The 26538-nt window shown below is 69.9% G+C and carries 28 protein-coding genes, 1 tRNA gene and 1 other RNA gene; 16 read left to right on the top strand and 14 right to left on the bottom strand.

From position 1 onward, the window contains the following. Positions 1 to 5: 5 nt before the first annotated feature. Entirely contained in the window at positions 6 to 668 is a 663-nt protein-coding gene (locus AC6CCG_RS12005; RefSeq protein ID WP_496654769.1) for a CPBP family intramembrane glutamic endopeptidase, read from the bottom strand. Beyond that, positions 665 to 1582 (bottom strand): NAD(P)H-binding protein, encoded by a 918-nt coding sequence (locus AC6CCG_RS12000; protein ID WP_496654768.1) that lies wholly within the window; start codon positions 1580 to 1582, stop codon positions 665 to 667. Before AC6CCG_RS12000 ends, AC6CCG_RS12005 begins: the two co-directional genes overlap by 4 nt. A 173-nt stretch (positions 1583 to 1755) precedes the next feature. Between AC6CCG_RS12000 and AC6CCG_RS11995 the strand changes: the two genes are divergently transcribed. Beyond that, positions 1756 to 3540 carry a sialidase family protein gene (locus AC6CCG_RS11995; RefSeq protein ID WP_496654767.1) on the top strand — a complete coding sequence of 595 codons (1785 nt, stop codon included), beginning with the start codon at positions 1756 to 1758 and terminating at the stop codon, positions 3538 to 3540. On the opposite strand, the gene AC6CCG_RS11990 is transcribed toward AC6CCG_RS11995, so the two are convergent. Further along, positions 3524 to 4489: a phosphotransferase family protein gene (locus tag AC6CCG_RS11990; RefSeq protein ID WP_496654766.1), complete on the bottom strand. Its 966-nt coding sequence runs from the start codon at positions 4487 to 4489 to the stop codon at positions 3524 to 3526. The genes AC6CCG_RS11995 and AC6CCG_RS11990 overlap by 17 nt on opposite strands. Positions 4490 to 4640: 151 nt before the next feature. Here AC6CCG_RS11990 and AC6CCG_RS11985 point away from each other — a divergent pair, with 151 nt between their 5' ends. Together AC6CCG_RS11985 and AC6CCG_RS11980 are read left to right on the top strand one after the other, a co-directional pair. Next, positions 4641 to 5105 (top strand): SRPBCC family protein, encoded by a 465-nt coding sequence (locus AC6CCG_RS11985; RefSeq protein ID WP_496654765.1) that lies wholly within the window; start codon positions 4641 to 4643, stop codon positions 5103 to 5105. A gap of 42 nt (positions 5106 to 5147) precedes the next feature. Further along, on the top strand, positions 5148 to 6164 hold the full coding sequence (locus AC6CCG_RS11980; protein WP_496654764.1) for a Gfo/Idh/MocA family protein: 1017 nt from the start codon (positions 5148 to 5150) through the stop codon (positions 6162 to 6164). 24 nt (positions 6165 to 6188) lie between these two features. Here AC6CCG_RS11980 and AC6CCG_RS11975 read toward each other — a convergent pair whose 3' ends face one another. The 6 genes from AC6CCG_RS11975 to AC6CCG_RS11950 form a co-directional block, all read right to left on the bottom strand. Then, positions 6189 to 6758: a TIGR00645 family protein gene (locus AC6CCG_RS11975; RefSeq protein ID WP_496654763.1), complete on the bottom strand. Its 570-nt coding sequence runs from the start codon at positions 6756 to 6758 to the stop codon at positions 6189 to 6191. 74 nt (positions 6759 to 6832) lie between these two features. After that, positions 6833 to 7432 (bottom strand): recombination mediator RecR, encoded by a 600-nt coding sequence (recR, locus tag AC6CCG_RS11970; RefSeq protein WP_496654762.1) that lies wholly within the window; start codon positions 7430 to 7432, stop codon positions 6833 to 6835. 28 nt (positions 7433 to 7460) lie between these two features. Next, complete coding sequence (locus tag AC6CCG_RS11965) at positions 7461 to 7796, bottom strand: YbaB/EbfC family nucleoid-associated protein (RefSeq protein ID WP_496654761.1); 336 nt, start codon at positions 7794 to 7796, stop codon at positions 7461 to 7463. A 55-nt stretch (positions 7797 to 7851) separates the two neighbouring features. Beyond that, positions 7852 to 10074 (bottom strand): DNA polymerase III subunit gamma and tau, encoded by a 2223-nt coding sequence (locus AC6CCG_RS11960; protein ID WP_496655396.1) that lies wholly within the window; start codon positions 10072 to 10074, stop codon positions 7852 to 7854. 90 nt (positions 10075 to 10164) lie between these two features. Beyond that, positions 10165 to 10722 (bottom strand): dihydrofolate reductase family protein, encoded by a 558-nt coding sequence (locus AC6CCG_RS11955; RefSeq protein WP_496654760.1) that lies wholly within the window; start codon positions 10720 to 10722, stop codon positions 10165 to 10167. A gap of 85 nt (positions 10723 to 10807) precedes the next feature. After that, positions 10808 to 12133 carry an MFS transporter gene (locus tag AC6CCG_RS11950; RefSeq protein WP_496654759.1) on the bottom strand — a complete coding sequence of 442 codons (1326 nt, stop codon included), beginning with the start codon at positions 12131 to 12133 and terminating at the stop codon, positions 10808 to 10810. Between the two features lie 111 nt (positions 12134 to 12244). On the opposite strand from AC6CCG_RS11950, the gene AC6CCG_RS11945 reads away from it, so the two are divergent. Next, positions 12245 to 12883, top strand: coding sequence for an HAD family hydrolase (locus AC6CCG_RS11945; RefSeq protein ID WP_496654758.1), 639 nt, complete (start codon positions 12245 to 12247; stop codon positions 12881 to 12883). A gap of 72 nt (positions 12884 to 12955) precedes the next feature. Beyond that, a complete protein-coding gene (locus AC6CCG_RS11940) occupies positions 12956 to 13255 on the top strand; it encodes a hypothetical protein (RefSeq protein WP_496654757.1) in 300 nt (99 codons plus the stop codon). 28 nt (positions 13256 to 13283) lie between these two features. Here AC6CCG_RS11940 and AC6CCG_RS11935 read toward each other — a convergent pair whose 3' ends face one another. The 3 genes from AC6CCG_RS11935 to ffs all read right to left on the bottom strand — a co-directional run bounded on the left by AC6CCG_RS11935 (position 13284) and on the right by ffs (position 15584). Beyond that, positions 13284 to 14036: an SDR family NAD(P)-dependent oxidoreductase gene (locus tag AC6CCG_RS11935; protein ID WP_496654756.1), complete on the bottom strand. Its 753-nt coding sequence runs from the start codon at positions 14034 to 14036 to the stop codon at positions 13284 to 13286. Between the two features lie 232 nt (positions 14037 to 14268). After that, the gene (locus AC6CCG_RS11930; RefSeq protein WP_496654755.1) at positions 14269 to 15459 is read right to left on the bottom strand and encodes a winged helix DNA-binding domain-containing protein; all 1191 of its coding nucleotides are present in this window, start codon (positions 15457 to 15459) and stop codon (positions 14269 to 14271) included. Between the two features lie 28 nt (positions 15460 to 15487). Continuing rightward, an RNA gene (gene ffs, locus AC6CCG_RS11925) (signal recognition particle sRNA small type) lies at positions 15488 to 15584 on the bottom strand. A gap of 62 nt (positions 15585 to 15646) precedes the next feature. Here ffs and AC6CCG_RS11920 point away from each other — a divergent pair. The 4 genes from AC6CCG_RS11920 to AC6CCG_RS11905 all read left to right on the top strand — a co-directional run bounded on the left by AC6CCG_RS11920 (position 15647) and on the right by AC6CCG_RS11905 (position 17676). Beyond that, entirely contained in the window at positions 15647 to 16138 is a 492-nt protein-coding gene (locus tag AC6CCG_RS11920; RefSeq protein WP_496654754.1) for a DUF1707 SHOCT-like domain-containing protein, read from the top strand. A 37-nt stretch (positions 16139 to 16175) separates the two neighbouring features. Further along, positions 16176 to 16260: transfer RNA gene (locus AC6CCG_RS11915), tRNA-Ser, on the top strand. Positions 16261 to 16454: 194 nt separating this feature from the next. Next, on the top strand, positions 16455 to 17180 hold the full coding sequence (locus tag AC6CCG_RS11910) for a sulfotransferase-like domain-containing protein (protein WP_496654753.1): 726 nt from the start codon (positions 16455 to 16457) through the stop codon (positions 17178 to 17180). A 139-nt stretch (positions 17181 to 17319) separates the two neighbouring features. After that, the gene (locus tag AC6CCG_RS11905; RefSeq protein ID WP_496654752.1) at positions 17320 to 17676 is read left to right on the top strand and encodes a cupin domain-containing protein; all 357 of its coding nucleotides are present in this window, start codon (positions 17320 to 17322) and stop codon (positions 17674 to 17676) included. A 6-nt stretch (positions 17677 to 17682) separates the two neighbouring features. Here the strand turns inward: AC6CCG_RS11905 and AC6CCG_RS11900 are convergent, their stop codons facing one another. Next, positions 17683 to 18546, bottom strand: coding sequence for a GNAT family N-acetyltransferase (locus tag AC6CCG_RS11900; protein ID WP_496654751.1), 864 nt, complete (start codon positions 18544 to 18546; stop codon positions 17683 to 17685). A gap of 26 nt (positions 18547 to 18572) precedes the next feature. Between AC6CCG_RS11900 and AC6CCG_RS11895 the strand changes: the two genes are divergently transcribed. From AC6CCG_RS11895 to AC6CCG_RS11875, 5 genes are all read left to right on the top strand, one after another. Next, positions 18573 to 19010: an NUDIX hydrolase gene (locus AC6CCG_RS11895; RefSeq protein WP_496654750.1), complete on the top strand. Its 438-nt coding sequence runs from the start codon at positions 18573 to 18575 to the stop codon at positions 19008 to 19010. 20 nt (positions 19011 to 19030) lie between these two features. Further along, positions 19031 to 19693 (top strand): hypothetical protein, encoded by a 663-nt coding sequence (locus AC6CCG_RS11890; protein ID WP_496654749.1) that lies wholly within the window; start codon positions 19031 to 19033, stop codon positions 19691 to 19693. 82 nt (positions 19694 to 19775) lie between these two features. Then, on the top strand, positions 19776 to 20063 hold the full coding sequence (locus AC6CCG_RS11885) for a DUF1905 domain-containing protein (RefSeq protein ID WP_496654748.1): 288 nt from the start codon (positions 19776 to 19778) through the stop codon (positions 20061 to 20063). A 78-nt stretch (positions 20064 to 20141) separates the two neighbouring features. Beyond that, positions 20142 to 20606, top strand: coding sequence for a hypothetical protein (locus AC6CCG_RS11880; protein ID WP_496654747.1), 465 nt, complete (start codon positions 20142 to 20144; stop codon positions 20604 to 20606). Positions 20607 to 20624: 18 nt separating this feature from the next. Continuing rightward, complete coding sequence (locus tag AC6CCG_RS11875; protein ID WP_496654746.1) at positions 20625 to 21200, top strand: YbjQ family protein; 576 nt, start codon at positions 20625 to 20627, stop codon at positions 21198 to 21200. Between the two features lie 9 nt (positions 21201 to 21209). Here AC6CCG_RS11875 and AC6CCG_RS11870 read toward each other — a convergent pair whose 3' ends face one another. Then, on the bottom strand, positions 21210 to 21908 hold the full coding sequence (locus AC6CCG_RS11870; RefSeq protein WP_496654745.1) for a ribonuclease FAU-1 family protein: 699 nt from the start codon (positions 21906 to 21908) through the stop codon (positions 21210 to 21212). Positions 21909 to 22337: 429 nt separating this feature from the next. Here AC6CCG_RS11870 and AC6CCG_RS11865 point away from each other — a divergent pair, with 429 nt between their 5' ends. Both AC6CCG_RS11865 and AC6CCG_RS11860 read left to right on the top strand, forming a co-directional pair. Continuing rightward, positions 22338 to 22547 carry a hypothetical protein gene (locus AC6CCG_RS11865; RefSeq protein WP_496654744.1) on the top strand — a complete coding sequence of 70 codons (210 nt, stop codon included), beginning with the start codon at positions 22338 to 22340 and terminating at the stop codon, positions 22545 to 22547. 163 nt (positions 22548 to 22710) lie between these two features. Further along, positions 22711 to 25905, top strand: a complete 3195-nt coding sequence (locus AC6CCG_RS11860; protein ID WP_496654743.1) for a heparinase II/III domain-containing protein — start codon at positions 22711 to 22713, stop codon at positions 25903 to 25905. Positions 25906 to 26538 lie beyond the last annotated feature (633 nt).

Raw genomic sequence — 26538 nt, 5'->3', positions numbered from 1 at the left:
GCCGATCAGGACGTCAGCGGTGGTACGGCGAGCAGCATGGTCACCGACCAGGCCACGTGCGCGAGGATCGGGGCGAGCACGCCACCGGTGACCTGGCGCAACCGGCCGGTCACCAGGGCCAGGACGACGGCAGCGAAGATCAGCAACGGCTGGCCGGTGCCGATCGTCGCCACGACATAGAGCACGGTGGTGACGGCGTAGCGGTGATCGGGCCGGGTCAGCCGCCACAGGGCGCCGCGGAAGAAGAGTTCCTCCGCGATCGCGTTGATCACGGTGATGGCCAGCACCAACGGCAGCAGACCGCGGTCGGCGTAGCCGAAGACTCCGGACAACGCGTCGCCGAGCACCGGCAGCCGGTCGACCACCAGCGCTCCGAGGACGAAGATCACGGCCAGCAGCAGGCCGACCAGGATCGGGGCCAGGAAGGTTCGCGCCCCGCGACGGCGCGGCGCGGGCCAGAGCTCGACCGGGACCAGCAGGCCACCGACCACCCAGACCGCGGCGAGCGCCAGGCTCAGCCCGTAGAAGCGGGTGCTGCCCGGCGGGCTGGCGAAGGACAGGTGCAACAGCGCGGTACCGCCGGCGAGCACGGCGAGGACCGCGAGCTGAGCCAGGGCGGGACGGCGGAGGAACAGCGGCCGGCGGACCGCTCCGGGGCGGCCGGTCACCAGCACTCGCCGGCCCGTCGGCAGTCGGCCAGGGCGGCCCGGACCGCGTCGTCGTACCCGAGCGGGTCGCCGGTGATCAAGCGCCGGATCCGGTCGTCCCGGACGACGACCTCGTTCGCCATCGAGTCGATCAGGTTGCCCGCCGTGACCGGGTCGACGTCGGTGATCAGCCGCAGCCAGGCCGATGACAGCCGCGGCGTGAGCAGCGGTACCGGCAGCATCGGCAGCGGCCGGCCGTCCAGGATCCGCGCCACCCGGCGCAGCATGTCGCCGTAGCTGAGCACGTCCGGTCCGCCGATCTCGAACGTCTCGCCGTACGCCTCGGCCCGGTCCAGCACTCCGACCAGGTAGCGGATCAGGTCGGACTCGGCGATCGGCTGGGTCCGCGTGGACACCCAGGCGGGCGTGATCATCGCCGGCAGCCGCTGGGCCAGTTGCCGGGTCAGTTCCCAGGAGATGCTCTCGTGGCCGATCACGATCGCCGCCCGCAGCGTCGTCACCGGTACGCCGGCTGCGCCGAGCTGTCGCTCCACCGCGCGCCGGGACCGCAGATGATCGGACAGGTCGTCTCCGTCGGCGCCGAGCCCGCCGAGATAGATCAGCTGCCGGACACCGGCCTCGGCCGCGGCCTCGCCGAAGGCGATGGCGGCCTCGGCCTCCTTGGCCACGAAGTCGTCCGAGGCCAGCGAGTGGACCAGGTAGTAGGCCGCCGAGACTCCGGCCAGGGCCGGCGCAAGGCTGTCGGCGTCGAACACGTCACCGGCCACCGGCTCGCCCGCTCCGCCGTAGACCTCCGGTCGGCGGGTCATGGCGCGAACCCCGTACTGCTGCTCGGCCAGGGCCCGGGCCAGCCGCGAGCCGACGAACCCGGACGCACCGGTCACCAGCACCCGGATCTCCGACGGCTCACCCATGGCGCGAACCTACCGGGCGACCGCCGTCGGCCGCCGGTGCCCCGAGCCATCGGGCGTCGGTCGAGGATCGCCGCCCCGCACTGGTCCACCGGGACACCCTGGGCGATCTTGACATGGAATGCGGTTCCGGGTGGGCTGGTCGAGGCACCCCTCTGGACGTCCGAGGAGATCAGATGACCCGTCCAGCCCGGCTTCGACTTCCTTCGCTGATCATCGGCCTCAGCCTCACCGCAGCCCTGCTCACCGCACTGCCCGCCCAGGCCGGGCCGACGGTGCGCGACTTCGAGTCCGACGCGGTCGGCTCGATCCCGGCCGACTGTTCGACCCCGGCCGGGCGTGCTCCGGCCGCGGTGACCGACGCCGAGGCCCACAGCGGCCGGCAGTCGCTGGCGCTGACCGACGCGACGACCGACGCACAGACGGTGATCGTCTGTCCCGGCGCCGGCGGGGACGGCCAGAAGCTGCGGTTCGCCGTCCGGCCCGAGACGCTGCCCAACGGCTTCCTCGTCTCGCTGCTCGGCACCTTCGCCGGCAAGCCCGCCGTAGGCGTACCGGTGTTTCAGGTGATGGTCCGGCCGGACGGCGGATTGTCCTGGTACGACGGCCTCGGCTGGACCCAGTTCGGCGCCGCGGGGACCGTCCCGACCGGCGCCTGGAGCAGCGTGATCATCGAGGTGCCGTCCGGGCACCCCGAGGCACGAGTCTTCGTCGGCGAGCGGGCCGGTCTCCGGACCTACGTCGGCGCGGCCGGGCCCGTGGGAGTCAGCCCGGTGGCGAGCGTGACCGGCTATCAGTTCGCCAGCGCCGGTACGAAACCGGCCGGTGACGTGATCTTCGTCGACGACGTGACGGTGGCCGACGGTGCCGGAGCTGCGCCGAAGCCTCCGCAGCCGTTGATCAAGGTCGGCCGGCCGATGATCATCGACGAGACCGGCGAGGGCCTGATGCAGATGCCGAACACGGCGGTCAGCGTGCCCAGGCCGGACGGCACCGAGGAGGTGCTGGTCTCCTATCCGGTGCACGGCGACACCGCCCACGACACCGGCACCGCGCTGGCCTCCTCGCTCGATCAGGGCCGCACCTGGACCAACGCCGACGACCGGAATCCCTTCCCCGACGAGCAGTCCTTCTATCTCAGCCGGCTGCGCAACGGCGATCTGCTCGCCGTCTCGTACCACACGTTCATGATCGACCAGCCCGGCAAGACGCAGGCCGAGGTGCCGACCGCCGTCTCCGAGGACGGCGGCCGGACCTGGACCCACCGGGCCGGCCGGATGACCGCGCCGCAGGCGATGAAGCCGATCTCCGACGCGACCAGCAGGCCCGGCCATCCGCTCGGCGGGTTCGTCCTGGTGCACCGGGTGATCGAGGACGAGGACGGCACCCTCTACCAGTCCGGCTACGGCTTCTACGCCACCGACAAGAAGTTCCGGCAGATCATCCTGGCCTCGACCGACGGCGGCGAGAACTGGACCGTCCGCGGGACCGTGGCCGCCGATCTGCCGGACCGGCAGAACTACGAGTGCCTCTGCGAGGCCGCGATCGCCCGCACCAAGGACGGTTCGCTGCTCGCGGTCATGCGTACCGGCAGCTACCAGCCGCTGTATCAGGCCCGGTCCACCGACGACGGAGCCAGCTGGAGCACGCCCGAGCCGATCCTGGCCGGGCCGGACCGACTGCCGGTGGCCAGCGTCTTCCCGGATCTGATCTTGCTCGACAACCAGACGCTGGCCCTCTACGTCGGCCGGCCGGGCCAGGCGATGCTCGCCTCGACCGACGGCAACGGCCGATCATGGTCGGCACCGGTGATGGTGGACTACCTGAACTCCGGCAACGGCACCCAGCTGCCGATCGGCCGGAACCGGCTGCTCGCCTTCGGTGATCGCGGTGCCGAGTGGACTCCGAACACACCGGCCCACAAGGCGGTCTGGGCGAGGGTGATCACGATCGGCCGCTGATCATGGCCAGGGCTTCCCTGATCACCGCGACGGGCCGGGCCAGTTCGCCGCGCTGATCGCTGACGACCAGCCACCGCACCTGGCCGGTCGCCTGGGTGATCGTGTGCCAGCAGAGCCGGTGCCGGAACTCGGTGTCGTCGCTGAGACCGTGCCCGGCCAGGACGGCGGTCAGGTCCGGCTCCGGAAACAGGATCCCGACCAGCGTGAGGTCGGCTTCGGCCGAACTCGCGTTCCACATCCCCCAGTCGATCAGGCCGACCACCCGCAGCTCGGGATCGACGAACACGTGCTCGGCGGAGAGATCGCCGTGACACAGCACCGGCGGGTCCTCGATCGGCACGATGTCGCTGTGCACGATCCCCAGGACCCGGTCGACCTCCGTTGCGGACAGCCCGGCCGTGACCAGGTGCCGGGTGTCGTCCGTGACGGCGGCGAGGTAGCGGCGGCGGTCCGCTTCCGGGTCCGTCCACCGACCATGATCATCGGGCCGGCCGGTGCCCGGCATCGCGACCTCGTGCAGGATGCGGAGCGTGCGACCGAGCTCGGTCAGTGCCAGCTTCCGCCGTTCGGGCGACAGGGTCGGCAGCACGGACCGGAGTTGCCGGCCCGGCGCCTCCCGCAACACCATCGCCGTCCGTACCCCGTCGGGCGTCTCGAGACGTTCCAGCCCGAGAACCTCGGGCACCGGCACCCCGCCGGCCCGGGCCTGTCCCATCGCCCACGCTTCCTGCTCGACCTTCCGCGGCTCGGCCGACGGCCAGGCGGCGCGGAGATAGACGACCGTGCCATCGGTCAGGTGAACCCGGTGCACCTCGTACTCGTCGCCCCGGACCAGCCGCTCGGTGCCGGCGGCCCTTCCGCCCGTGGCCCGTCCGACCACGCTGATGATCACGGGTTCTGGCACGGCGTACCGGCCGTGCAGTTCGTTGACGTACGTTGCTCGATCCATGACTGCTCTCCCTCTCGACGGGACCCGCTGTCCGGGTCCGCTGATGGGGAGAGCGCCTTCGGAGCAACCTGAAGGCCTCCCTCCACAGAGTTATCACGGCGAGGTGGTGGTCGCAAGAGGCCGACGATGATCACCACGTATGGTCGTGATCATGCACGACTCCGTCTCCGTGTGGATCGACGCTCCGCCGCTGGACGTGTGGGCGCTGGTCAGCGACGTCACCGAGATCGGCCGGTTCAGTCCGGAGACCTTCGAGGCGGAGTGGCTGGACGGCGCCACCGGCCCGGCGGTCGGCGTCCGCTTCCGGGGCCACGTCAAGCGCAACGGCAAGGGACCGGTCTACTGGAGCACCTGCCGGATCGTGGCCTGCGACCCCGGCCGCGAGTTCGCCTTCGACGTCGGCGTCGGCGACACCTCGCTGAACCGCTGGCGTTACCGGCTCGAACCGCACCAGGGCGGCACCACCGTGACCGAGTCGTTCGAACTGGCCGACCGGCTCGGCAACCGGATCTACTGGACGTTGCTCGGCCGATGGCGGGGCCGGACCAACCGGTCCGGCATGCGGACCACACTCGAGCGGATCAAGGCGGTGGCGGAGGCAGCAGGCCCGGGCTGAGCCGCTCCGCGGCCACGGGCGGACTCCGCGATAATCGGCCGCATGGCGTCGGAACAGCAGCAGGAGCGCGAGATTCGCTGGGGCATCCTCGGACCGGGCGGCATCGCCGGGAAGGTGATCAAGGACTTCGCGCACGTGCCGCACGCGCGGGCGGTCGCCGTGGCGTCCCGCTCACCACAGCGGGCCGACGCATTCGCGGCGGAGCACGGCCTGCCGCTGGCGTACGGAAGCTATCGCGAGTTGATCATGAGCGACGAGGTCGACGCGCTCTACATCGCGACACCGCATCCGCAGCACCGTGACCTGGCGATCGCCGCCGCCGAGGCCGGAAAGGCCGTGCTGGTGGAGAAGTCGTTCGCCGCGACCGTCGACGGAGCACGGCAGATGATCACCGCTGCCCGCAAGCACGCGGTGTACGCGATGGAGGCGATGTGGACCCGGTTCCAGCCCGCCATCGTCGCGGTACGGGAGCTGGTCGATGCCGGGGCGATCGGCGAGGTCCGGCAGGTCCAGGCCGATCTCGGGGTCAACCGGCCGTACGACCCCGCGGACCGGCTCTACGACCCGGCCCAGGGCGGCGGCGCCACCCTCGACCTCGGGGTCTACGTGGTGTCGCTGGCGCACTACTTCCTGGGGCGGCCGGACACGATCATCGCCCGCGGCTCGCTGGCCCCTACCGGAGTCGACGCCGACGCCGCCTTGTTGCTCGGCTACCAGGACGGCCGGGTCGCGTCCTTGATCACGACGCTGCGCCACCAGACCCCGGGCGCCGCGCGACTGACCGGAACCGAGGGCTGGATCGACATCCTGCCGCGGTTCCACCACCCGTCCGCCTTCGTGATCACCAGGGCCGGGCAGCAGCCGGAACGGATCGAGCGCCCGCAGACCGGCGGCGGCTACTGCCACGAGTTGATCGAGGTCACCGAAGGTGTCCGGGCCGGCCGGACCGAGAGTTCAATCATGCCGCTGGACGACACGCTCGCCGTCCAGGAGACCTTGGCGGAGGCCTGCCGTCAGCTCGGCGTCGATCACCGCGAAGACGATCGCGTCGTCGGCTGACCCGGGTGCGGCGTGGCCGGGAGATCACTCGTCCCGGCGAGCGGGCTTCTTCGACATCCGGTCGATCAGGGCCAACGCGATCGCCGAGGCGACGAAGGCGAGGTGGATGATCGTCTGCCACATCATCTCCCAGCCCGCCGTGCCCGGGTTCCTCACGAAGAGATCGTGCGACTCGATGAACGTACGCAGCAGGTGGATCGAGGAGATCCCGATGATGCTCATCGCGAGCTTCGTCTTGAGCACGTTCGCGTTCACATGACTCAACCACTCCGGCACATCCGGATGATCATCCACACCGATCCGTGAGACGAAGGTCTCGTAACCGCCGATGATCACCATGATCAGGAGATTCGAGATCATCACGACGTCGACCAGGCCGAGCACCATGAGCATGATCTCGGACTCGCTGAGGCTGAGACCGCTGAAGAACGCTTCGTGGACGAGGTGCCACAGCTCGACCAGGAACAGCCAGACGTAGACGGCCTGAGCGATGATCAGCCCCAGGTAGAGCGGGGCCTGAAGCCAGCGGGAGAAGAAGACGAACAACCCCAGCCCGCGCACGGCGGGCGACTTCGTGACAGGTGACGATGACACTTCCGGTTCCCTCGAGGTGTGGTCTGGATACGAACCGGAGCGAAGGTATCAGGGACCCGGCCGGGTTCGACCGATCAGGCGTCGACGTAGCGGCGGCCCTCGAAGGCGCGCCCCAGGGTCACCTCGTCGGCGTACTCCAGGTCACCGCCGACCGGCAGGCCGCTGGCCAGTCGGCTGACCTTGACGCCCATCGGGATCAGCAGCCGGCTCAGGTACGTCGCCGTCGCCTCACCCTCGAGGTTGGGGTCGGTGGCCAGGATGACCTCGGTCACGGTGCCGTCGGCGAGCCGCTGGCAGAGTTCCCTGATCTTGATCTCGTTCGGCCCGATGCCGTCGATCGGGCTGATCGCGCCGCCGAGCACGTGGTAGAGCCCGCGGAACTCGCGGGTGCGCTCGATCGCCACCACGTCCTTGGACTCCTCGACCACGCAGATCGTGGTCTGGTCCCGACGGGCGTCGTTGCAGATCCGGCAGCGTTCGCCCTCGGAGACGTTGAAGCAGACCTCGCAGAACTTCACGGTCTCCTTGACCCTCCGCAGCACGTCGGCGAGCCGCAGCACGTCCTCCGACTCCGCGGCCAGGATGTGGAACGCGATCCGTTGCGCGCCGCGCGGACCGATGCCGGGCAGCTGGCCCAACTCGTCGATCAGGTCCTGGACCGGTCCCTCGTACACCGTCCGCCTCCCCCTGCGTCCGTACCGCTCAGAACGGCAGGCCGGGCAGCCCGGACCCGCCGAGTCCACCGGCGAGCGGGCCGAGCTTGGCCGCGGCACCCGCCTTCATCTTGTTGTTCGCGTCACGGACCGCGGCGATGACCAGATCGGACAGGGTCTCGGTGTCCTCCGGGTCGACCGCCTCCGGCTTGATCGTCAGGCCGGTCAGCTCGCCCGCGCCGGTCAGCGTCGCCGTGACCAGGTCGCCACCGGCCGAACCGGTGAATTCGGTCTCGGCCAGTTCCTGCTGAGCCTGCATCAGCTGCTGCTGCATCGCCTGGGCCTGCGCCAGCAGGCCGGACATGTCGCCGCCTTCGGGGATCATCGGGATCGCTCCATTTCTGTTGGTCGAGCGTGCTGCCAAGACTAGTGCCGCGACACTAGTGCGCGGCGTCCGACGGTTCCTCGGCGATGATCTCCGCGCCGAGGTGTCGCTGCAGCAGCTCGGTGTGGGACTGCGTGTCCTCGATCACCACCGTGTCGTCGCGGTCGGCGGCCGCGTCCCGATCGTCCTCCGGATCCTCCACGTCCGGCTGAGCCGGTCCGCCGGTCCGCGTCGGCCGGATCTGCTCCCGGGCGCGGTTCAGCACGGACTGGTCGACCGGGACACCGGTGCCCTGCCCGGCCGGGTTGGCCGGGGTGGGCCAGTCCGTCGCCGGGGCCTGCGCCTGGGGCGCCTGGGCGGGCGGGCCCTCGTTCGGTGGCTGGGCCGGCGGTTCGGCGGCGCTCGGCGCTTCCTGCGGTACGGCAGCCGCTGCGCTCGACGGCGCCGCCGGCGGGGCCGGCGGAGCACTCGGGGTGCCGCCGCCCGGGTTCGCGCCGGGATCGACGATCGCCTCGACCCGCAGCTCGGCCCCGAGCACCTGGACCAGGGCGTCGGACAGGATGTCCTCGTTGCCGCCGCGGGTGAAGCTGTCCCGGGCTCCGGCGTTCGTCATCCCGAGCACCAGCACCTGGTCCCGCAGGTCGATCACCTGGGCATTCTGGCTGAGCAGGATCCAGGTGAACCGCCGCTTGCCCTTGATCTCCTCGAGCACCTCCGGCCAGAGCCGGCGGACGTCTGCCACGGCGAGCCCGCCCGGTCGCGGCGCTTCGGGCGCGGCGGCCTGCGGCGCGGGAGCGGACGGTGCCGGAGCGGTCTGGGCCGGAGCGGACTGGGCGGGCGCCTGAGCCGGCTGGGCCGTGGGAGTCGGCGCCGCCTGAGCGGGTGACTGCGGAGCGGGCGTCGGCTGGGTCGGTGCCGCCTGAGCGGGAGCCGTCGAAGCACCCTGGGCCGGCGAGGTCGGAGCGGCCTGGGCCGGCGCCGTCGACGTGGCCTGGCGCGGCGCCGCCTGAACCGGGGCCGCCGCGGGCTGAGCCTGTGGCGCCGGGGCCGGGCCGGCCGCCGGCGCCCCCGGATCGCCCATCCCGATCCGTCGCTCCAACCGGTCCAGCCGCGCGTGCACGCCGCGGTCGTCGACGTCGGCGCCGGGCAGCAGGACCCGCGCGCACATCAGTTCCAGGTGCAGCCGCGGCGCGGTCGTACCCCTCATCTCGGTCAGCCCGACCGCGATCACCTCGGCGGCGCGGGTCAGCTCGCCCGGGCCGAGCGCCGCCGCCTGGGAGGCCAGTCGCTCGGCCTGATCGCCGGAGACGTCGACCAGCCCGGACGACAGCGAGTCCGGCACGGCGGCCACGATCACCAGGTCGCGCAGCCGGCGCAGCAGGTCCTCGGCGAACCGACGCGGGTCCTGACCGACCTCGATCACCTTGTCCACGCAGGAGAAGACGCCGCCCGCGTCGCCCGCCGCGAACGCGTCCAGGAACTCGTCCAGCAACGAGTCCGGTGTGTACCCGAGCAGAGCCGCAGCGTGCCCGTACGACACGCCCGCGTCGTCGGCGCCGCCCAGGAGTTGATCAAGGACGGACAGCGAGTCCCGGACCGAGCCGGCGCCGGCCCGGACCACGAGCGGCAGCACGGCCGGCTCGACCGCGATGCCCTCGGCCTCGCAGAGCTTCGCCAGGTAGGCGGACAGCGTCTTCGGCGGCACCAGCCGGAACGGGTAGTGGTGGGTCCGGGACCGGATGGTGCCGATCACCTTCTCCGGCTCGGTCGTCGCGAAGATGAACTTGACGTGCGGCGGCGGCTCCTCGACCAGCTTCAGCAGCGCATTGAAGCCGGCCGTGGTGACCATGTGCGCCTCGTCGACGATGTAGATCTTGTACCGGCTGCTGACCGGTGAGAAGAACGCCCGCTCGCGCAGATCCCGGGCGTCGTCGACGCCGCCGTGGCTCGCCGCGTCGATCTCGATCACGTCGATGCTGCCCGGGCCGCCGGTGGCCAGGTCACGACAGGACTGGCACTCGCCGCACGGCTCGGCGATCGGTCCGCGCTCGCAGTTCAGGGCGCGAGCGAGGATCCGGGCCGAGGTCGTCTTGCCGCAGCCGCGCGGGCCCGAGAAGAGGTAGGCGTGGTTGACCCGGTTGTTGGTCAGCGCCCGCTGCAGCGGCGCGGTGACGTGGTCCTGGCCGATCACGTCGGCGAACGTGTCCGGCCGGTACCGCCGGTAGAGCGCCAATGGCGCTGTCGACTCCACCCGTACCGTTGCAGGCTCGGCGAACAGGACCTCGTCCTGTCCAGGTCCCTCGTCGATCCCTGCCTCGTCCACAGACTGCACCCTAGTGTCTGCCGCCGACAGTCGGCGGCAGACCTCCTAGAACGCGTACCGCATCAGGGTGACGCCGGTGCTGAACCCGGTGGCCTCGACCAGCTTCAGGTCGTGCCGGCCCTCGAACAGCCGCGTTCCCCGGCCCCGGGTCACCGGGCAGACGAGCATCCGTACCTCGTCGACGACCCCGGCCTCGAACAGGGTGCGCAGCAGCGTCAGGCTCCCGAACAGCCAGAGATTCCCGCCGTCCTGCTGCTTCAGTTCGCGGATCGTGGCGACCGGGTCGCCGGTCACGGTCGCGGGCGGGAAGTCGCCCCAGGGTGCCTCGGTCAGGGTGGTCGAGGCGACGTACTTGGTCAGGTTGTTCAGCTTCTCGCCGTACTCGCCCTGGTCCTCGGCGGTCGCCCACCCGGTGGACTGGGCGTACGTCTTCGCGCCCAGGATCATCGTGTCGATCCCGTCCAGCAGGCCCATCATGGCCGCCTTGTAGGCCGGATCGCTGGTCTCCGAGAACGGTGCGACGGACACGAACCCGAGCCCGCCGTCCTCCTCGGCGACGATGGTGTCGAGGGTGACCCACTGCTGAACGATGAGCTTGCGCATGACTGTCCTCCGGTGTGCTCGCTGCGGCCCCGATGGCCGCCTCTGCCCCGGGAACGGAGCCGCCGCCCCGATTTCGACATGCGGCTCAGGAGGTTTCCTCGCGATCGGGTTTCGGCAGTGCGCGCAGGACCAGGGTCAGCACGCCGGCCCCGACCATCGCCGCACCGACGGCCCACATCCCGGCGTTCTGGCTGCCGGTGAGGTCGGCCAGGAACCCGGTGATGTACGGCGCCGCGAAGCCGGCCAGGTTGCCGATCGAGTTGACCAGGGCGATCCCGCCGGCCGCCGCGGCACCGGTCAGGAACGAGGTCGGCAGCGCCCAGAACGTCGGCAGCGCACAGCACACGCCGATGGCGCAGACGCTGACCGCGATCATGACCAGGGCCGGACTCTGCAGGTAGAGCGCGACCGGGATGGCCAGGCCGCCGATGACGGCCGGGATCGCCACATGCCAGACTCGTTCGTTGGTCCGGTCGCCGTGCCGCGCCCAGATGATCATGGCGATCGCGCCGAGGGCGTACGGGATCGCGGTGATCAAGCCGACCTGGACCAGCGAGTACGTCACGCCGAACTGCTTCTGGAAGCCGCTGATGATCGTCGGCAGGAAGAAGGACAGGGCGTAGAGGCCGTACACGATCCCGAAGTAGACGAACGCCAGCGCGATCACCCGGCCGTTGGTCAGTGCACGGCGCAGCGGGAAGTGGAACCGCTGTTCGGTGCTGGCCGCCTCGGCGTCCATCTCCGCGGCCAGCCAGGCCCGCTCGTCGTCGGCCAGCCACTTCGCGTCCTGCGGCCGGTCGGTCAGGTAGAACCAGGTGACGAAGGCGAGGATGATCGCCGGGATCCCTTCCATCAGGAACATCACGCGCCAGCCGGCCAGCCCGAACAGGCCGTGCCAGCTCTGCATGATCGCCGTCGAGATCGGCGCGCCGAGCACGGTCGAGATCGGGATCGCGACCATGAACCAGGCCACCACCTTGGCCCGTTCCCGCTTCGGGAACCAGAAGGTCAGATAGAGGATGATGCCGGGGAAGAAACCGGCCTCCGCGACGCCGAGCAGGAACCGCAGCACGTAGAGCACGCCTTCGTTGGGGACGAAGGCCAGCGCCGACGCGACGATCCCCCAGGTGATCATGATCCGGGCGATCCAGCGCCGGGCGCCGAACCGGTGCAGGGCGAGATTGCTCGGCACCTCCAGCAACAGGTAGCCGATGAAGAAGATCCCGGACGCCAGCCCGAACGCCGTCTGGGTCAGACCAAGATCATCGCTCATGGTCAGCTTGGCGAAGCCGATGTTGGTCCGGTCCAGATAGTTGATGAAGTAGAGCAGGCCGAGGAACGGCAGGAGGCGCAGGGCCACCTTGCGCAGGGTCCTGCGTTCGAGTTCGGGGGCTGCCGTCTGCGTAGCCATCGTTCCTCCCGCGGTGAGCGACGTTGCTTGGAATCGATCATGCCCCGGACCGCGTCTCGACGCACGCCCCGCCGACTCGTCACGGACGCTCCGGTACGGCAAAGTAGGCATGTGGATCATGCTGCGGGGATCAGCGCCATCCTGTTCGACGCCGACGGCGTCGTGCAGCGTGCGCGGCCGGGCTGGCGCGCCCAGCTCGGCTCCTGCGTGGCTCCGGAGGCGGCCGAGACGTTCATCGCCGAGGTGTTCGCTGCCGAACTGACCGTCCTGGCCGGCGGTGATTTCCCGTCGACGCTGCAGCGGGTGCTGGACCGCTGGCAGGTCGACCGGCCGGTCCGCGAAGTGCTCAAGGTGTGGGACGGCGTGATCGTCGACCCGCGGATGATCACCGCGATCCAACGGCTGCGCCGGGGCGGGATCCGCTGCTACCTGGCGACCAACCAGCAGAACTTCCGTCGCGGGGTGATGCACGCCCTGCCCTGGTACGACGACGGCTTCGACGATCAGTTCTACTCCTGCGAACTGGGCTTCGCGAAGCCGGACCGGGCGTACTTCGGCGAGATCCTGCGCCGGATCGACACCCGGGCCGAGCAGGTGCTGTTCCTCGACGACAACAAGATCAACGTCGACGCGGCCCGGAGCATCGGCATCCAGGCCGAACTGTTCCCGCGGGACGCCGGCGTTGCGGCCCTGGCCCCGCTGCTCTCCGGCTACCGCCCGGCGACCGGGATCGGCGCCGGCGTCGCCTGAGCCCATCGCCGGAATACCCGGCGGCCGTACGGTGCTGTGCTGCCCGGATCAATCACCGACGCGGAGGGCTCCATGACCACGATCGAACTCACCCGGTTCCGGGTCGCACCGGAACGCACCGAGGAACTGCTCGCCGCCCGGCCGGCGATGCTCGCGGACTTCCGGGCCGACCGGGCCGGCTTCCTGGACGCCCGGCTGGTGTCGCTGCCGAACGACGAGTGGCTCGACATCGTCGCGTTCGCGACACCCGAGGACCGCCAGGCCTCCCGGGAGAAGGGCGCCAACCTGCCCGGCATCGCCGCCTTCTTCGCGGCGATCGACAGCCTGGTCAGCGCCGAGGACGGCACCCTGGCCGAGGTGCCCGAGGTCTGACCCGGGCGGTCGGCTCAGGGCGGTCGGCTCAGAGGTAGTGGAAGCCGCCGTTGACGCTGACCCGTTGCCCGGTGATGAAGCCGGCCTCGGCCGAGGCGAGGAACGCGACCGTGTTCGCGATGTCGGCCGGGACGCCCCACCGCTGGACGTCCTGGCGGGCGAACCAGCCGTCCGCGACCTCGGCGGCGACGACGCCGTGCCGCTCCACCGGGATCCAGCCGGGCGCGACCAGGTTCACCGTGATCTTGTCCCGACCCAGCTCGGCGGCCCACCCCCGGGTCAGCCCGACCAATGCACCCTTGGCCGCCATGTAGCCGGACCAGCCCGGATCGCCCCGGTCGAACAGGTCCGAACCGATGTGGATCAGCCGGCCGCCGCCGGCCGAGCGCATCCCGGGCACCACGGACTTCGCCAGCAGCAGCGGACTCTTCACGAAGAACTCGAGGTGCGTCAGCACCTGGTCCCAGTCCAGCTCGTCCAGGCCGACCACCGGTTGCGGGCCGGACGCGTTCGCGACGCTGACCAGCACCGGACCCAGCTCGGCCGTGACCGCCACGACCATGGCCCCGACCGCCTCCGGTTCCGTCACGTCGGCCGGGAACGCGGCCGCCCGACCACCGCCGTCCCGGATCGCCGCCACCGTCGCCTCGGCCGGCCCCGGGTGAAGATCATTGACGGCCACCGCCCAGCCGTCCGCGGCCAGCCGCTGAGCGATCGCCCGACCCAGCCCACCACCGGCACCCGTGACCAGCGCGACCCCGCCCTGCACCGGCTCCCGCATGCCCGAACTCCTCTCGATCTTTGTTCGTGATCATGCCCGAGCAGTGCACGATCATGGCAGCCGCCCCCGAACAGCACATCGCGAGTCGACGGACAACACCCTCTTTCGAGAAGTCCACGGATTCTCCGACGAGCAGCGGTGACATCTTCGGCAGCCAGCAGGGCCGCCGCGAGAAGGTACTCCCGTTCGAACGACTTCGTCGACGAACGCCTGCCGACCGGCTCCCATCAGGTCAGGACACCAGCTCTCGCTCCAGCGGGGTACGGAAGCTCGGGATCACCGTGGCACCGTTCAGCTTTTCCTGCAGCGTGCCCGCGGCGTCGGCGACTGCGGCCTCACCCGCCGCGCCGATGTCCTCGAGCAGGCGCCAGACGATCTCGCCGTCGCGGATCGCCCAGCCGCCGACGATCCGGCCGTCCCACCACACGGTCGGGCCGATGTTGCCGTTCCGGTCGAACAGGGCCGGTTGGTGTGGTCCGAGGAACCATTCCCGGCGCTGCCAGCCCATCGGAGTCGCGTCCAGCGCCGGCAGCAGCACGGCGGCCGGTGGCACGTCCGGGTCCGGGTCCAGGTCGTCGGAGAGCACGATGCCGGGCTCGGTCTCGCCGTCCAGCCCGACCTCGGTGACCTCCAGCCGGGCCAGCGCCTTGCGGGTCGCGCCGAGGGTCCAGCCGGTCCACCACTTGAGGTCCGCGACGGTGGCCGGGCCGAACGCGCGGAGCCAGCCCCGTACCAACTCCTCCTGGGCCGAGGGCTCGGGCAGATCCGGCATCCCGTCGGGCCACAGCGAACGGACCGACGCCCAGCGGTGCTGCCGGGACAGCCAGGTGCCGGCCGGGCGGCCGCGGACGACTCGGCCGTCGGCACCCATCAGCGTGAGCACCCGGCTGGTGAGCTTCATCGGGACGTCGTAGGCCTTGTCACCGTTGGGGATCAAGGTGGTCCGCAGCCGCGGCTCGTCCTGGCTGAGCTGACTGGCCAGGGCCTCGCCGCGGGCGTCCACGGCACGCTCGGTCCCGGCCTCGACATCGGTCAGCCAGGCCTCGAGGTCGGACCCGACCGGCGGCTCGGTCCGGTGGGTGCCCAGATGCTGGATCAGTTGCTTCCGGAGGCGCTGGGCGATCGCCCGCCCGGCCGCGCTGTGCACCACCGGGGCGAACCCGGTCGGCACCACGAACATGGTCCGTCGCATCCCGATCAGCTTGACCAGCGAACGCTCGTCGTACAGCGCGGCGGAGATGTCGTCGAGCTTGGCGCCAGGGCAGCGGGCCAGCAGGGACAGATAGACCGTGGCCGGGTCGGTGGCGTGGACGACGACGATCGACTCCGTCGCGTCGGCCGGTGTGGTTGCGAAGTGGCCGGGAACCAGCCGGTGCCGGCGGAGCAGCCGGGTCCGCCGCTGAGCCGTGTCGATGGTGAGCACGCTCTGAGGCTAGAGGTCGACGCCGACAATGGAAGATCCCCCGCGTACCCGAAAGAGCTCTCTTACCCTTGCTGCCTTCCGGCCCTGGGGGAGTTGGGAAAGGTATCGCCACGCGGGGGACCAGAGACGAGTGTACGTGATCCGGCGCCGGACGCCAGCCTGGCCGGCTGGTTGGGATACTGGTCGGGTGACCGAGCCAGTCCCCGCCCCTCGCATCGGCGACCAAGAGCGCGATCAGGCGACGGAATACCTCCGCGAGCATCTGGCCCAGGGCCGGCTGGACCAGGTCGAGTTCGACGAACGGATGACCGCCGCCCTGAGCGCCCGTACCCAACCCGACATCGACCGCCTGTTCACCGACCTGCCCGCGCCCCGGCCGGGTCAGGAGGTCGCCGTACCGCAGCCGGCGAAGTCGCCCGTCGCCGTCCCGGACGGGATGCCGATGTCGCCGAAACTGGTCAACGCCATGGGCGTCCTGACCGCCGTCATCTGGCCGGTCACCCTGCTGCTCCTCTTCGCGATCGGCTGGGGCCAGTACTGGTGGCTGATCTTCGTCCCGATCGCCATCTCCAGCCTGTGGGGCCACTACCAGCAGCAGAACGACCAGCACCGCAAGCGCCTCCGCAAGGAGGAACGCCGTCGACTGGAGCGCGGCGGCGACGACTCCGACGAATCCTGATTAGCCCGTCGGCCCGCATCCGGGTAATCTTCCGCGCGGAGGATTCGCCTAGTGGCCTATGGCGCTCGCTTGGAAAGCGGGTTGGGTGCAAGCCCTCAGGGGTTCGAATCCCCTATCCTCCGCCGACGCGTCCGGCTCCGGCAGCGAGAGCCGGCGCAGGACGAACGCCGGGTCGACAGCACGTCGATCCGGCGTTCGCGTACCCGGCCTCGATCGTTGCCCGTCGGAGACGCTCGACGAGAATGGCGGTCGTGCTCCCAGCCACTCCGCGCAGGGCGGAATACCTCTGGCGCCAGACCTCTCCACGGAGCCGGCCATGAGCGGCCGGATCATCACGCTGTGGAGCGCTCCGCGTTCCCGTTCGACCGCGTTCTTCCGCTCGATGATGGAGCGAGGCGACCTGATCGCGCTCCACGAACCGTTCTGCAATCTCAAGGACCACGGCAGGACTGAGGTCCTTGGCCGCACGATCCGTACGGTCAGCGATCTCAAGCACTGCATCGTCGACTTGGCGCAACGCGGCGACGTCTTCTTGAAGGAGACCACCGATCGTTCGCATGATCCTGTGCTGGACGATCACGAATTTGCGAGCCGGATCACCCACAGCTTCCTCTTCCGCCGTCCGGACGAGATCGCGGCTTCGTTCAACGCGATCAAACCGGACATGACGTGCGAGGAGGTCGGCCTCGAGAACCTCTGGAACATCTACACCAGAACGACAGGCTCCGCGTCCTCGCCTCCGGCCGTGGTGGATTCCGATGACCTCGTCGCCGACCCGGAGGGCACGATGTCCCGGTACTGTCACCGCGTCGGGATTCCCTTCAGGCGCGGATCGCTGACCTGGCCGACAGGTCACCGTGATGAGTGGCGATTGACCGAACCATGGCACGAGACCATCGCCCGTAGCACGCACTTCTCAGATCAACACACGGTCTATCGCGAGACAGTCGCCAACACACCGCGGCTGGCGCAGTTCAGCGCTCATCATTGGCCGTTCTACGAACGTCTCCGAGCCCTCGGACCAGGAACCTCCAGGTCCTGACCCGCCACCTTCTGCCGACCGTCGAAGGCTCGCGTCACGTTGGCCGAGTGCCGGATCCGCAACCGTTTCCGCACGCTGCCGCCGGTCCTGATCGACACTGAGATATGACGGTCAAGGTGACCGGTTGAGGTGGTGGGCGATGTCGCTTCGACGCTTGGCGACCCGTTCCGACGGGACGGCACATTTCGAGTCATGGGCGCCGGTGTTGCGGCCGGATCCGCCGGGGCCGGGCGAGTTGAGTGCCTCGGAGCCGTTGCCGGCCTCGGCCTGCCTGGTGGTACGGGCTCCGGCCGGAGGCGGGCACCCGGAGCAGCCGGAGGCCGGCAGGCGCCTGGTCGTCGTGCTGTCCGGTGAATGCGAGGTGACCGCGTCCGGCGAAACGGTGATCGGGCGTCCTGGCGATGTCCTGCTGGTCGAGGACACGACCGGGGTCGGCCATTCGAGCCGGACTGAGACCGGGTTCGAGGCGTTGATGATCATTCTGCCCGATCTCTGATCTTGATCAGCTCCGGGTCAGGTCGGGCAGTTGCGGGCGCGGGGCGAAGCCGGCCGAGCGGTAGGTGGCGACCGCGCCGACGTTGGAGGTCGGGGTGGTCACGAGGACGCTCGACGAACCAAGATCACGGAGGGCGGCCGCTGCGGCGAGGGTGATCGCGCGGCCGTGGCCGTGGCCCCGATGGTCGCGGTGGACGCCCAGCGGCTCGATCAGGCCCGGGCGGCCAGGGCCCGCCGACCAGACCGTCACGGCTGCCACCGCGGTTCCGGCGCTGTCGTACCCGAGGAGACACCGCGCGTCGGCGTACTGCGGGCCGGCGGCCATGGCTCTCCACAGGTCCGGGCTGAAGGTCGAGCCGTCGAACGAGGCCCGTTGTACGGCTGCCCGCTCCTCGACCCGCTCCGGCCCGACCACCTCGACCTCGAGGCCCGAGTCCGGCACCGGGTCGGAGAGGTCGCGGCGCAACGGGCTCCACGGTTCGCCGAGCGTCCAGCCGGCCTCGGCGAGACGTTCGCGGACCAGGGCGTCGGCCGGGGCCTCGACGGACACCTGACCCTCGCCGAGGACACCGCGGCCGGGATCGGTCACGTCCTCGACGATCCGGCGCGCCAACTCGTCGTCCTCCCTCAGGTCCGGGGCGGTCGTCATCCGCAGCACGTCGGCACCGTCGAGGAGGCCGAGGGCGGCGATCCGGCCGTTCCGGCGCCAGGTCCGGAGCGCGGCCGCCGCCCGCTCCGTCCCGAAGCGTCGGAACCATCCGAGGTCGCCGGGATGCAGCTGCATCGGCCCGCCCTCGACCTGCCACTCCCCCAGCACACCGACGGCCTCGTCCCATTCGTCCACGCCGACCGTGGTCATCCTCGTCGTCACAACACGCCAGGGTACGGTCTTGAGTCGTGTCCCTCTCTGATCAACGCGTCCAGCGCATCGGTGCGTACGCCGTCTGTCGGGCCGAGGACGGCTCGATCCTGCTGTCCCGCTACCGGTCCGGCACCTGGGGCCTTCCGGGCGGTGGAGTTGATCATGGTGAGCACCCGGAGCAGGGCGTGGTCCGCGAGGTCGAGGAGGAGACCGGCTATCGGGTCCGGGTCGCCGAGCTGCTCGGCATCCACACCAACCGGTGGACGACCAATTCCGGACACGATCTGCACAGCGTCAACATCCTGTACCGCGTCGAGATCATCGGCGGCGAACTGCGCCATGAGGTCGACGGCAGTTCCGATCAGGCCGCCTGGCTGTCCGACGCCGAGCTCGACCGGGTGCCGCGCGCCAAGATCATCGACCTGGTCCGCCAGGGTCTGCCTGACACACCGACCCGCGCCATCGGCCTGTGATGCTTGGACTCTGGGTCACGATGTCCGGGCCGGCGGGCGCCGGGAAGTCCACCCTGGCGGACGCGTTGGCCCGGCGTCTTGCCGATGATCATCCGGTGGATCGGTTCGGCGAGGAGGAGTTGTTGACCCGCCCCCAGTTCGCCATGGTCGCGGACGGGTTCCGTGGTCCTGATCATCCTCGCCGCCCGGAGTTCGAGGAGGCGTACACGACCTGGTTGCGTGATCTTCCCGAGCGTACGGTCGCGATCATGGACTGGTGCCCGTCCGGCATGGCCGGTGATCTCCCCTGGGGGCTGGCCTCCCGTCCCGGCTACGTTGATCATCTTCGGCGGGTACGTGAGCTGGCCGCCGGCCGCGTGCTCCAGCTCCGGCTCCGGGTGCCCGCCGATGTGGCCGTCGGACGTGCCGCAGCGGAACGTGGCGAGACCTGGCTCGACCGCTACGACACCATCGCCCGCGCCGACGGCCACGATCACCCGGCTCGGCTGCGCCGGATCGCCGACCATGCCGCCCGTCACGACGTGACCACGGAGCGCGAGAACGAGGCCGCCGCTGCCGCCGGTTGGCCGGTTCGCACCCTCGACGCGTCTGGACCGGCCGCCGAGGTCTGCGCCGCCGCGCTCGCCATGGTCCTCGACCGGCTGCGATCCCAGCGAGACGCCGCACCGACCCCGCCGTCGTGAGACGGTGACCCTGGGGCGGGCGATGACTTCTGCGGCCTGCCGGAGTCACCATCACCGAGAAGTCCATTCAGAGGAGGCCACCATGTCCAACACCAAGGGTCCGATCGACCTCACGTTCAACGCCGTGCTCGGCAAGGTGCGGCCCGGCGACACCTGGACCTGCGTCCAGCTGCCCGACTCGGCGACGATCTTCGGCACCCGCGGGCTGGTCAAGGTGGCCGGCACCGTGGACGGGCTGCCGTTCAAGGGTGCGTTCATGGCGCTCGGCGACGGGACCCACAAGCTGCCGGTCAACGCCGACATCCGGAAGACGCTGGGCAAGTCCGACGGCGACGAGGTGACCGTCCACCTCACCGAACGGCTCAGCTGACCCGAGATCCCCTGCCGGCGGGAGCGGTTCCCCCGCGCGGGTGATCAGTCCCGGCGTCCGGCGGCCGAGGCTTGAGCCATGACCGCTTCGCCACTCCCGACCCGCGTCCTTGATCAAGATCAGCCTCGCGCCGGCCGGTTCGCGATGATCACCGGGCGCATCGGCGCGATCTTCGTCGCCGCGCTCGGCGTCGTCCACACCGGTGTCAACACGTACGGCTTCGCCTTGGCCGGCTGGCGGCCGTGGGCCGAGTACCTGACCTTCGGGCTCGGGCTCTCCGTGGTCGCGTTCGCCCTGGCCTGGGGCGCCTGGTCGTTGTCCGCCGCCCGGCGTCCGCGCTGGCCGGTGGCCCTCCTGGTCGGGATCGGCGGACTGCTGCTGGTGCTGCAGGCCGTCGCGATCGCTGTCACCGAACCTGCCCTGCTGATCCGCCCGTTCGGGCCCGGTCTCTGGTCCGTCGTCGGCGGTCCCGCACTGGTGCTCGAGGTCGTCGCGCTCGCCGCCCGCTGGATCGGTACACGACGGCCACGACCCACACACTGACCTGGTGGAATAGCCCTCGTGATCATCGTGACGACGGACGGGGTGCCGGGCTACCGGATCGAAGAGGTGCTCGGTGAAGTGGTCGGTCTGCTGGCCCAGAGTTCGCTCCAGTACGGCGGCACGCTCAGCTGGGGCACGGCGTACCGAGGTGGCGAGGACGTCGACTACACCCAACTGCTGCACCACGGCCGCAACGAGGCGATGAACCGGCTGTGGGTGAGCGCTCAGGAGATCGGAGCGAACGCCATCGTCGGGATGCGCTACGACGTCAGCACGATCACCGAGTCGCTCTGGGAGGTCAGTGCGTACGGGACCGCGGTGCTGCTGCGGCCGCTTGCCGAGGGCGAGACCGGTGCGACCGAGCAGTCGATCAAGCAGGCGGCCGAGTCCGGCGGTGGGCCGGCAGCACCACAGCAGCCGCCGCCTCGGCAACGCAACGCACCGGCCTGGTTGCCGCAGCGTCGACCGCCACAACCGCCGCCGCCCGGACCTCCGCCGGGCCCTGGCACCGGTCATCAGGCCCCGCCGCCCGGCCCGGTCCCGCCGCCGCAGCCTGGGAGCTGGCCCACGCCGCCGCCCACCGGCTTCCGCTGATTCCCAAGATCATTCCGGCGGTCGGGGTGGGATCACGTCGACCGGATAGGTCCGCCGCCAGCGCTCTCCGGCCGGCGCGTAGTCAGCCGGCAGTACGGGAGCGTCCGCAGGATCGGGGCGAAGATCCAGCAGCGCCGGATCGAAGCCGCCACGACGGTGCGCATGATCATCGAGAACCCGTTCGGCCTCCGCTTCCAGGATGGGCCGCAGGGACGGCGCGAACAGCCCGTCGCTGAGCGCCCGGTCGAACTCCTCGGCGTCCTTCCAGGTCCAGCTGCCGTCGGCGTAGACGAACAGGTCGAGCACCAGGTCCTTGCCCGACAGGCCGACGTCGGTGCCGACCGGCGGCAGTTCGAAGTTCACGTACCAGCCGAGGAATTCCCCGTCCTGGTTGGGATCCCAGGCGAGGTTGACCCGGGACCAGCGGCCCGGCTCGAAGACGAAGACCTTGTCCAGCCAGTCGCCGAACTCCAGCGGCCGGGCGATTCCGGACTTGAGCGCCTCGTGCTTGCGCTGGTCGCGGGTCATCCCCTCGGCCTCCGGAAGCCCGCGGTTGGTCGCGAACACCATCCGGGTCGTCCAAGGCAGGCAGGTGATCAAGGTCTCCGGTCCGCTGGCCAGGACCCGGTGCGGCACGGCGCTCCACAGCCGGCCACGCCAGCGTTCCTCGACGACGATGTCAGAACCAGGCGTGAAGACGGGCAGCATGGCCTGATTCTGCCGCAGTCGATCCGCCGCCCGGCGGGCAGACCATGATCATCACCGATCGCCGGTTAATTCGGTTGCAGCACGTACCGGCGCACCGTACTGTCGTCCACGGCCTGTGACCGTACGATCCCGAAGGAGGTGCCACCATGATCAAGTTCTACCGCCCGACGGCTGTCGTCGTTGCTGCCGGGACCGGTGGCGCCCGGGTCGTCGGCACCGTCTTCGTCGGCTGACGCTCTCGCCGTCGCGGCCCCTGCTGACCGCTGGACCGCCGATCCGTTCCGTCTCTGCTGCGGCTCGTCCACGCCTGCCCTCGCGCAGCACTGACACCATCTGACACCACAACCCTGCATATTCGATGTCTTACCTCTTGACGATGACGTCACGATGACGTCATACTTGTGTCACCACCTCAGAAGGAGAATCACCATGACGTTCCACCTCGCCGACCTGGACGGCCAACTCGGCCGCCAGTCGATGTTGGACCCGCGGATCAGCCACTCGAACCGGACCCTGAGCCACCTGGCCGCGAAGCAGTACGAACTCAAGCGGGCACTGGAGGAGCGGCGTCGGCAGCGCCGGGCCGCCAAGGTTCGCGCCTCTCGCGGCCGGCGGCAGCCCGTCGCCCGTCCGGCATGAACCGCCGCCAGGCCCCTTCCCCGCACCGACGTCCCCGGATCCACGGCGATCCGGGGACGTTGTTGTTTCGGGCCGACCAGCGATCAATTACAGCCGCACCTATTGCCCAATTAGTGACTGTCGCTTAACTTCGGGGTTCTCCGGATCCCCGAAGGACACGCCAATGTCTGCTGAGTCCCGCCCGAACTCCATCCCCCGCCGCCGACTGCTCCAGGCCGGAGCCGGCCTCTCCCTCGCCGTACCGCTCACCGGTTGGACGACCGGCCGTGCTGCGGCCGAGCCGGCCTCGTCCACCAAGACCCACTCCACGTACTACAGCGCCGAACGCGTCGCGAACGCCCGGCGCAACATCGAGCGCTATCCGTGGGCGCGACAGCAGCGTGACGCCACGGTGGCGGCCGCAGCCCCCTTCCTGGCGCACGACGATGAGTTCTGGTGGAACTTCGTCACCCCGCAGAGCGTCTCCCGCAGCCTCGGCGTACTGATCCGCTACCGGCAGCGGATCAAGGGCAGCCCCGGACCCGATGGGGCCGAGATCAACAAGTTCGGCAACTACCCGTGGAAGATCGACGCCGTCAATCATCCGTGGAAGCTGCAGAGCCCGGTCACCGGCGAGCGCTACCCCAGCAACGACTTCGCCTCCTTCTACGCCGCCGGCCTGAACGAACACGGCATCTTCGATCCGGTGCTGGCTCGCGAACGTGGCTCGCAGTTCTTGATCAACGAGCTCTATCCGGAACGCGGTGAGGGCTGGGGTGTCGACGACGGGATGGGCTGGACCGACCCGGACGGCGACACCTGGACCTTCGTCGCGTACTACAACCACTGGGCGGTCTGGAACACCGGCGGCGGCCAGGCGTTCCACGGTTACATCCTGCGGGCCCTCAACGCGCTGCGGGACGCCTACCTGTTCACCGGTCAGGCCGAGTACGCACACAAGGGGCTGGTCCTGCTGGACCGGATCGCCGACGTCTACCCGGACATGGACGTGTCGGCCTACAAGTGGGAGGACGGCTTCGACAACGGCGATCCGAACGTCCACACGGTGCAGGGCAAGATCCTGCACGACATCTGGGAGACCGGCATCGCCCGCGCCTTCCTGCTCGCGTACGACGCCTTCTATCCGGCGATCGAGACCGACACCGCGCTGCTCGACTTCGCCCGTGTCCAGGCCGAGCGCTACAAGATCACGACGCCCAAGTCGACCCCGGCCGAGTTCCGCAAGCACATCGAAGATCACATCGTCCGGCTCGTCTACCCGGCGGTGCAGGGTTCCCGGATCCGCGGCAACACGGGTATGCACCAGAGCGTGCTCGCGCTCGCGGCCGTGGTGCAGGACGAGGAGAACACCAGCAAGGAATGGCTCGACTTCGTCTTCAAGCCCGGCGACCTGATCCGGGTCGAGGATCCGACGGCGCCGTACGGCCGCAGGTACGAGGTCACCGGCGGCAACATGGCTCGTGTGCTGATCGACGACGTCGACCGGGACGGCTGGGGCAACGAGGCGGCACCCGGCTACAACGCCGGCTGGCTGGCCAACTTCCTGCAGTTGGCCGACGCCGTGGACGGCTACCAGCGGTATCCGGACTACGACCTGTTCGGGCATCTCAAGTTCCTCAAGATGTTCACGGCGACCTACCCGATCACCATGCTGTCCCGCTACACGCCGACGATCGGCGACAGCGGCAACACGGGCGGGCCGGCGATCGTCGGGGCCCTGGCCACCGACCTGCTCGGTTTCACCAAGACCAAGGACCCGGGCCTGGCGCAGTTGATCTTCCAACGCAACGGGAACTCCACGGCCAACCTGCGCGGCAACATCTACGACGCCGAGCCGGAGGGCGTGGTCGCCGAGATCCAGGCGATCGTCGACGAACAGGGCCGGTTCGACCCAGGCTCCGTGCATCAGACCGGGTACGGGTTCTCGGCGCTTCGGGAGGGCAGCGGTGCCGACGCCCGCGGCGCCTGGATCTACTACGGGCGCAGCGGCGGGCACGGGCATCGGGACACGCTGAATCTCGGGGTGCACGCGTCCGGGATGGATCTGGCGCCTGACCTCGGCTATCCGGAGGTGACCGGCTCCGATCCCGAGCGGCTGAATTGGACGATGGCCACGGTGAGCCACAACACCGTCGTCGTCGACGCGTCGTCCCAGAAGGCGCACTGGGTCGCCCTGCCGCGGTTGATCGGTGACTCGGAACGGGTCCGGGTGGTCGAGATCGACGCGCCGAGGGCGTACCAGCAGGCCGAGCTGTACCGCCGGACCACGACCATGATCACGATCGATGATCAGCGTTCCTACCTGGTCGACTTCTTCCGGATCGACGGTGGCGATGATCATGTGTTCAGCTTCCACGGCGCCAAGGGCACGGTGACGACGAGCGGCCTGGACCTGGTCGACCAGGCCGGCGGTTCCTACGCCGGTCCGAACGTCCCGTTCCAGGACCCCGACTACAACAAGAACGGGAAGCTCGGCGGCTTCAACTATCTCAACGCGGTGCAGCGCGACAGCGCACCGGCCGACCCGTTCCGGGTGGACTGGAAGATCGCCGACAACTGGAACGTCCACGCTCAGGATCCGGACGCCCATCTCCGGCTGACCCTGCTGTCCCCGGTCGACGACGTGGCACTGGCCGACGGCATCCCGCCGCGCAACAAGCCGGGCAACCCGGATCGGCTGCGCTATCTGCTGGCCCACCGGAAGGGTTCGGAGCTGCGCAGCAACTTCGTCTCGGTGATCGAGTCCTACCCGGGCGACAGCGTGATCACGGCCAGCGCCCTGGTTCCCGTCCGGACCGAGGACGGGCAGGATGTCGATCACTTCCGGGTCGCCGCGGTCAAGATCGACTTCGCCGACGGCCGGACCGACTACGTGATCAGCTCGACCGTCGATGATCAGGTGTACGTGATCGACGGCAAGCTGCGGTTCCGCGGCCGATTCGGCGTCTGCACCCTGCAGGACGGCGAGGAGCAGCACCACTTCCTGCACGACTGCCGACTGCTCGGCCAGCAGGGTCAGCGGTCCTACTCCCGGCTCGAGGGCGCGGTCGCCGACTTCACCCGCGAACTGACCGACCAGAACGAACTCACGATCGATCTCGCCGACGGGCGACACGGGCCGCGCTTCGACCCGGCGACGCTGACCGGGCTCCATGTCCACGTCGCGACCGACGGCGAGCGCAACGGCAGCTACAAGATCATCGGCGCCCGGAAGGTCAGCATCAACCGTTTCGTCCTCGAGCTCGGCGACCAGACCCTGATCCGCGGCCTGCGCGACCCGGACGACGCCAACGCCGGCTACACCTACGACGTCACCCCCGGCGCCCGCTTCACCCTCCCCCTCACCCTCACCACCTGACCCCCCTCCCCGATCCGCCGACCGGTCACAAAAGCAGGCGTTCTGGCGGCGTGTCGCTGCAGAAGTGACCGGTCGGCGAGTTGGGCGTGGAGATCTCGGCGGCCACGAGTGCAGCACGCCGAGTCGCGGGATGCAGAGAACCTGTCGGCCCAGCGCCGGACGCCGAGCTGGGGACGGTAGGCCCCGTCGGCCACGAGCGCCGGACACTGAGCCAGGGACCGCAGAAGCGCCCACCGACCGCGACCACCAGACACCAAGCCAGCGACCACAGAACCCCCACGACCACAACCACCAGACACCAAGCCAGCGACCACAGAACCCCCACGACCACAACCACCAGACACCAAGCCAGCGACCACAGAACCCCTACGACCACCTGACACCAAACCGAGCGGCCGGAACCCCTACAACCCTGCGCGGCAGGCGGGGAGTCGGACGGTGATTCCCCACGACCAGGTGTGCTCATCGGCGAGTCGATCCGCCAGAACCCGCACCCCCACAGGACAGCCGGCGAGTCGACCGGCGGGATCCCACAACCCGCGCGAAATGATGAGGCGTCGGACGGTGGGATCCCGCACTACCGCCGCGATGCCTTCCGGGGGGCGGACGACGAGTCCAACGGCAAGATCCCCG

Source organism: Microlunatus sp. YIM B11417, from assembly GCF_059617205.1.
Note: the sequence above shows the minus strand (reverse complement) of the source record. Positions and strands in the feature narration are given on the sequence as shown.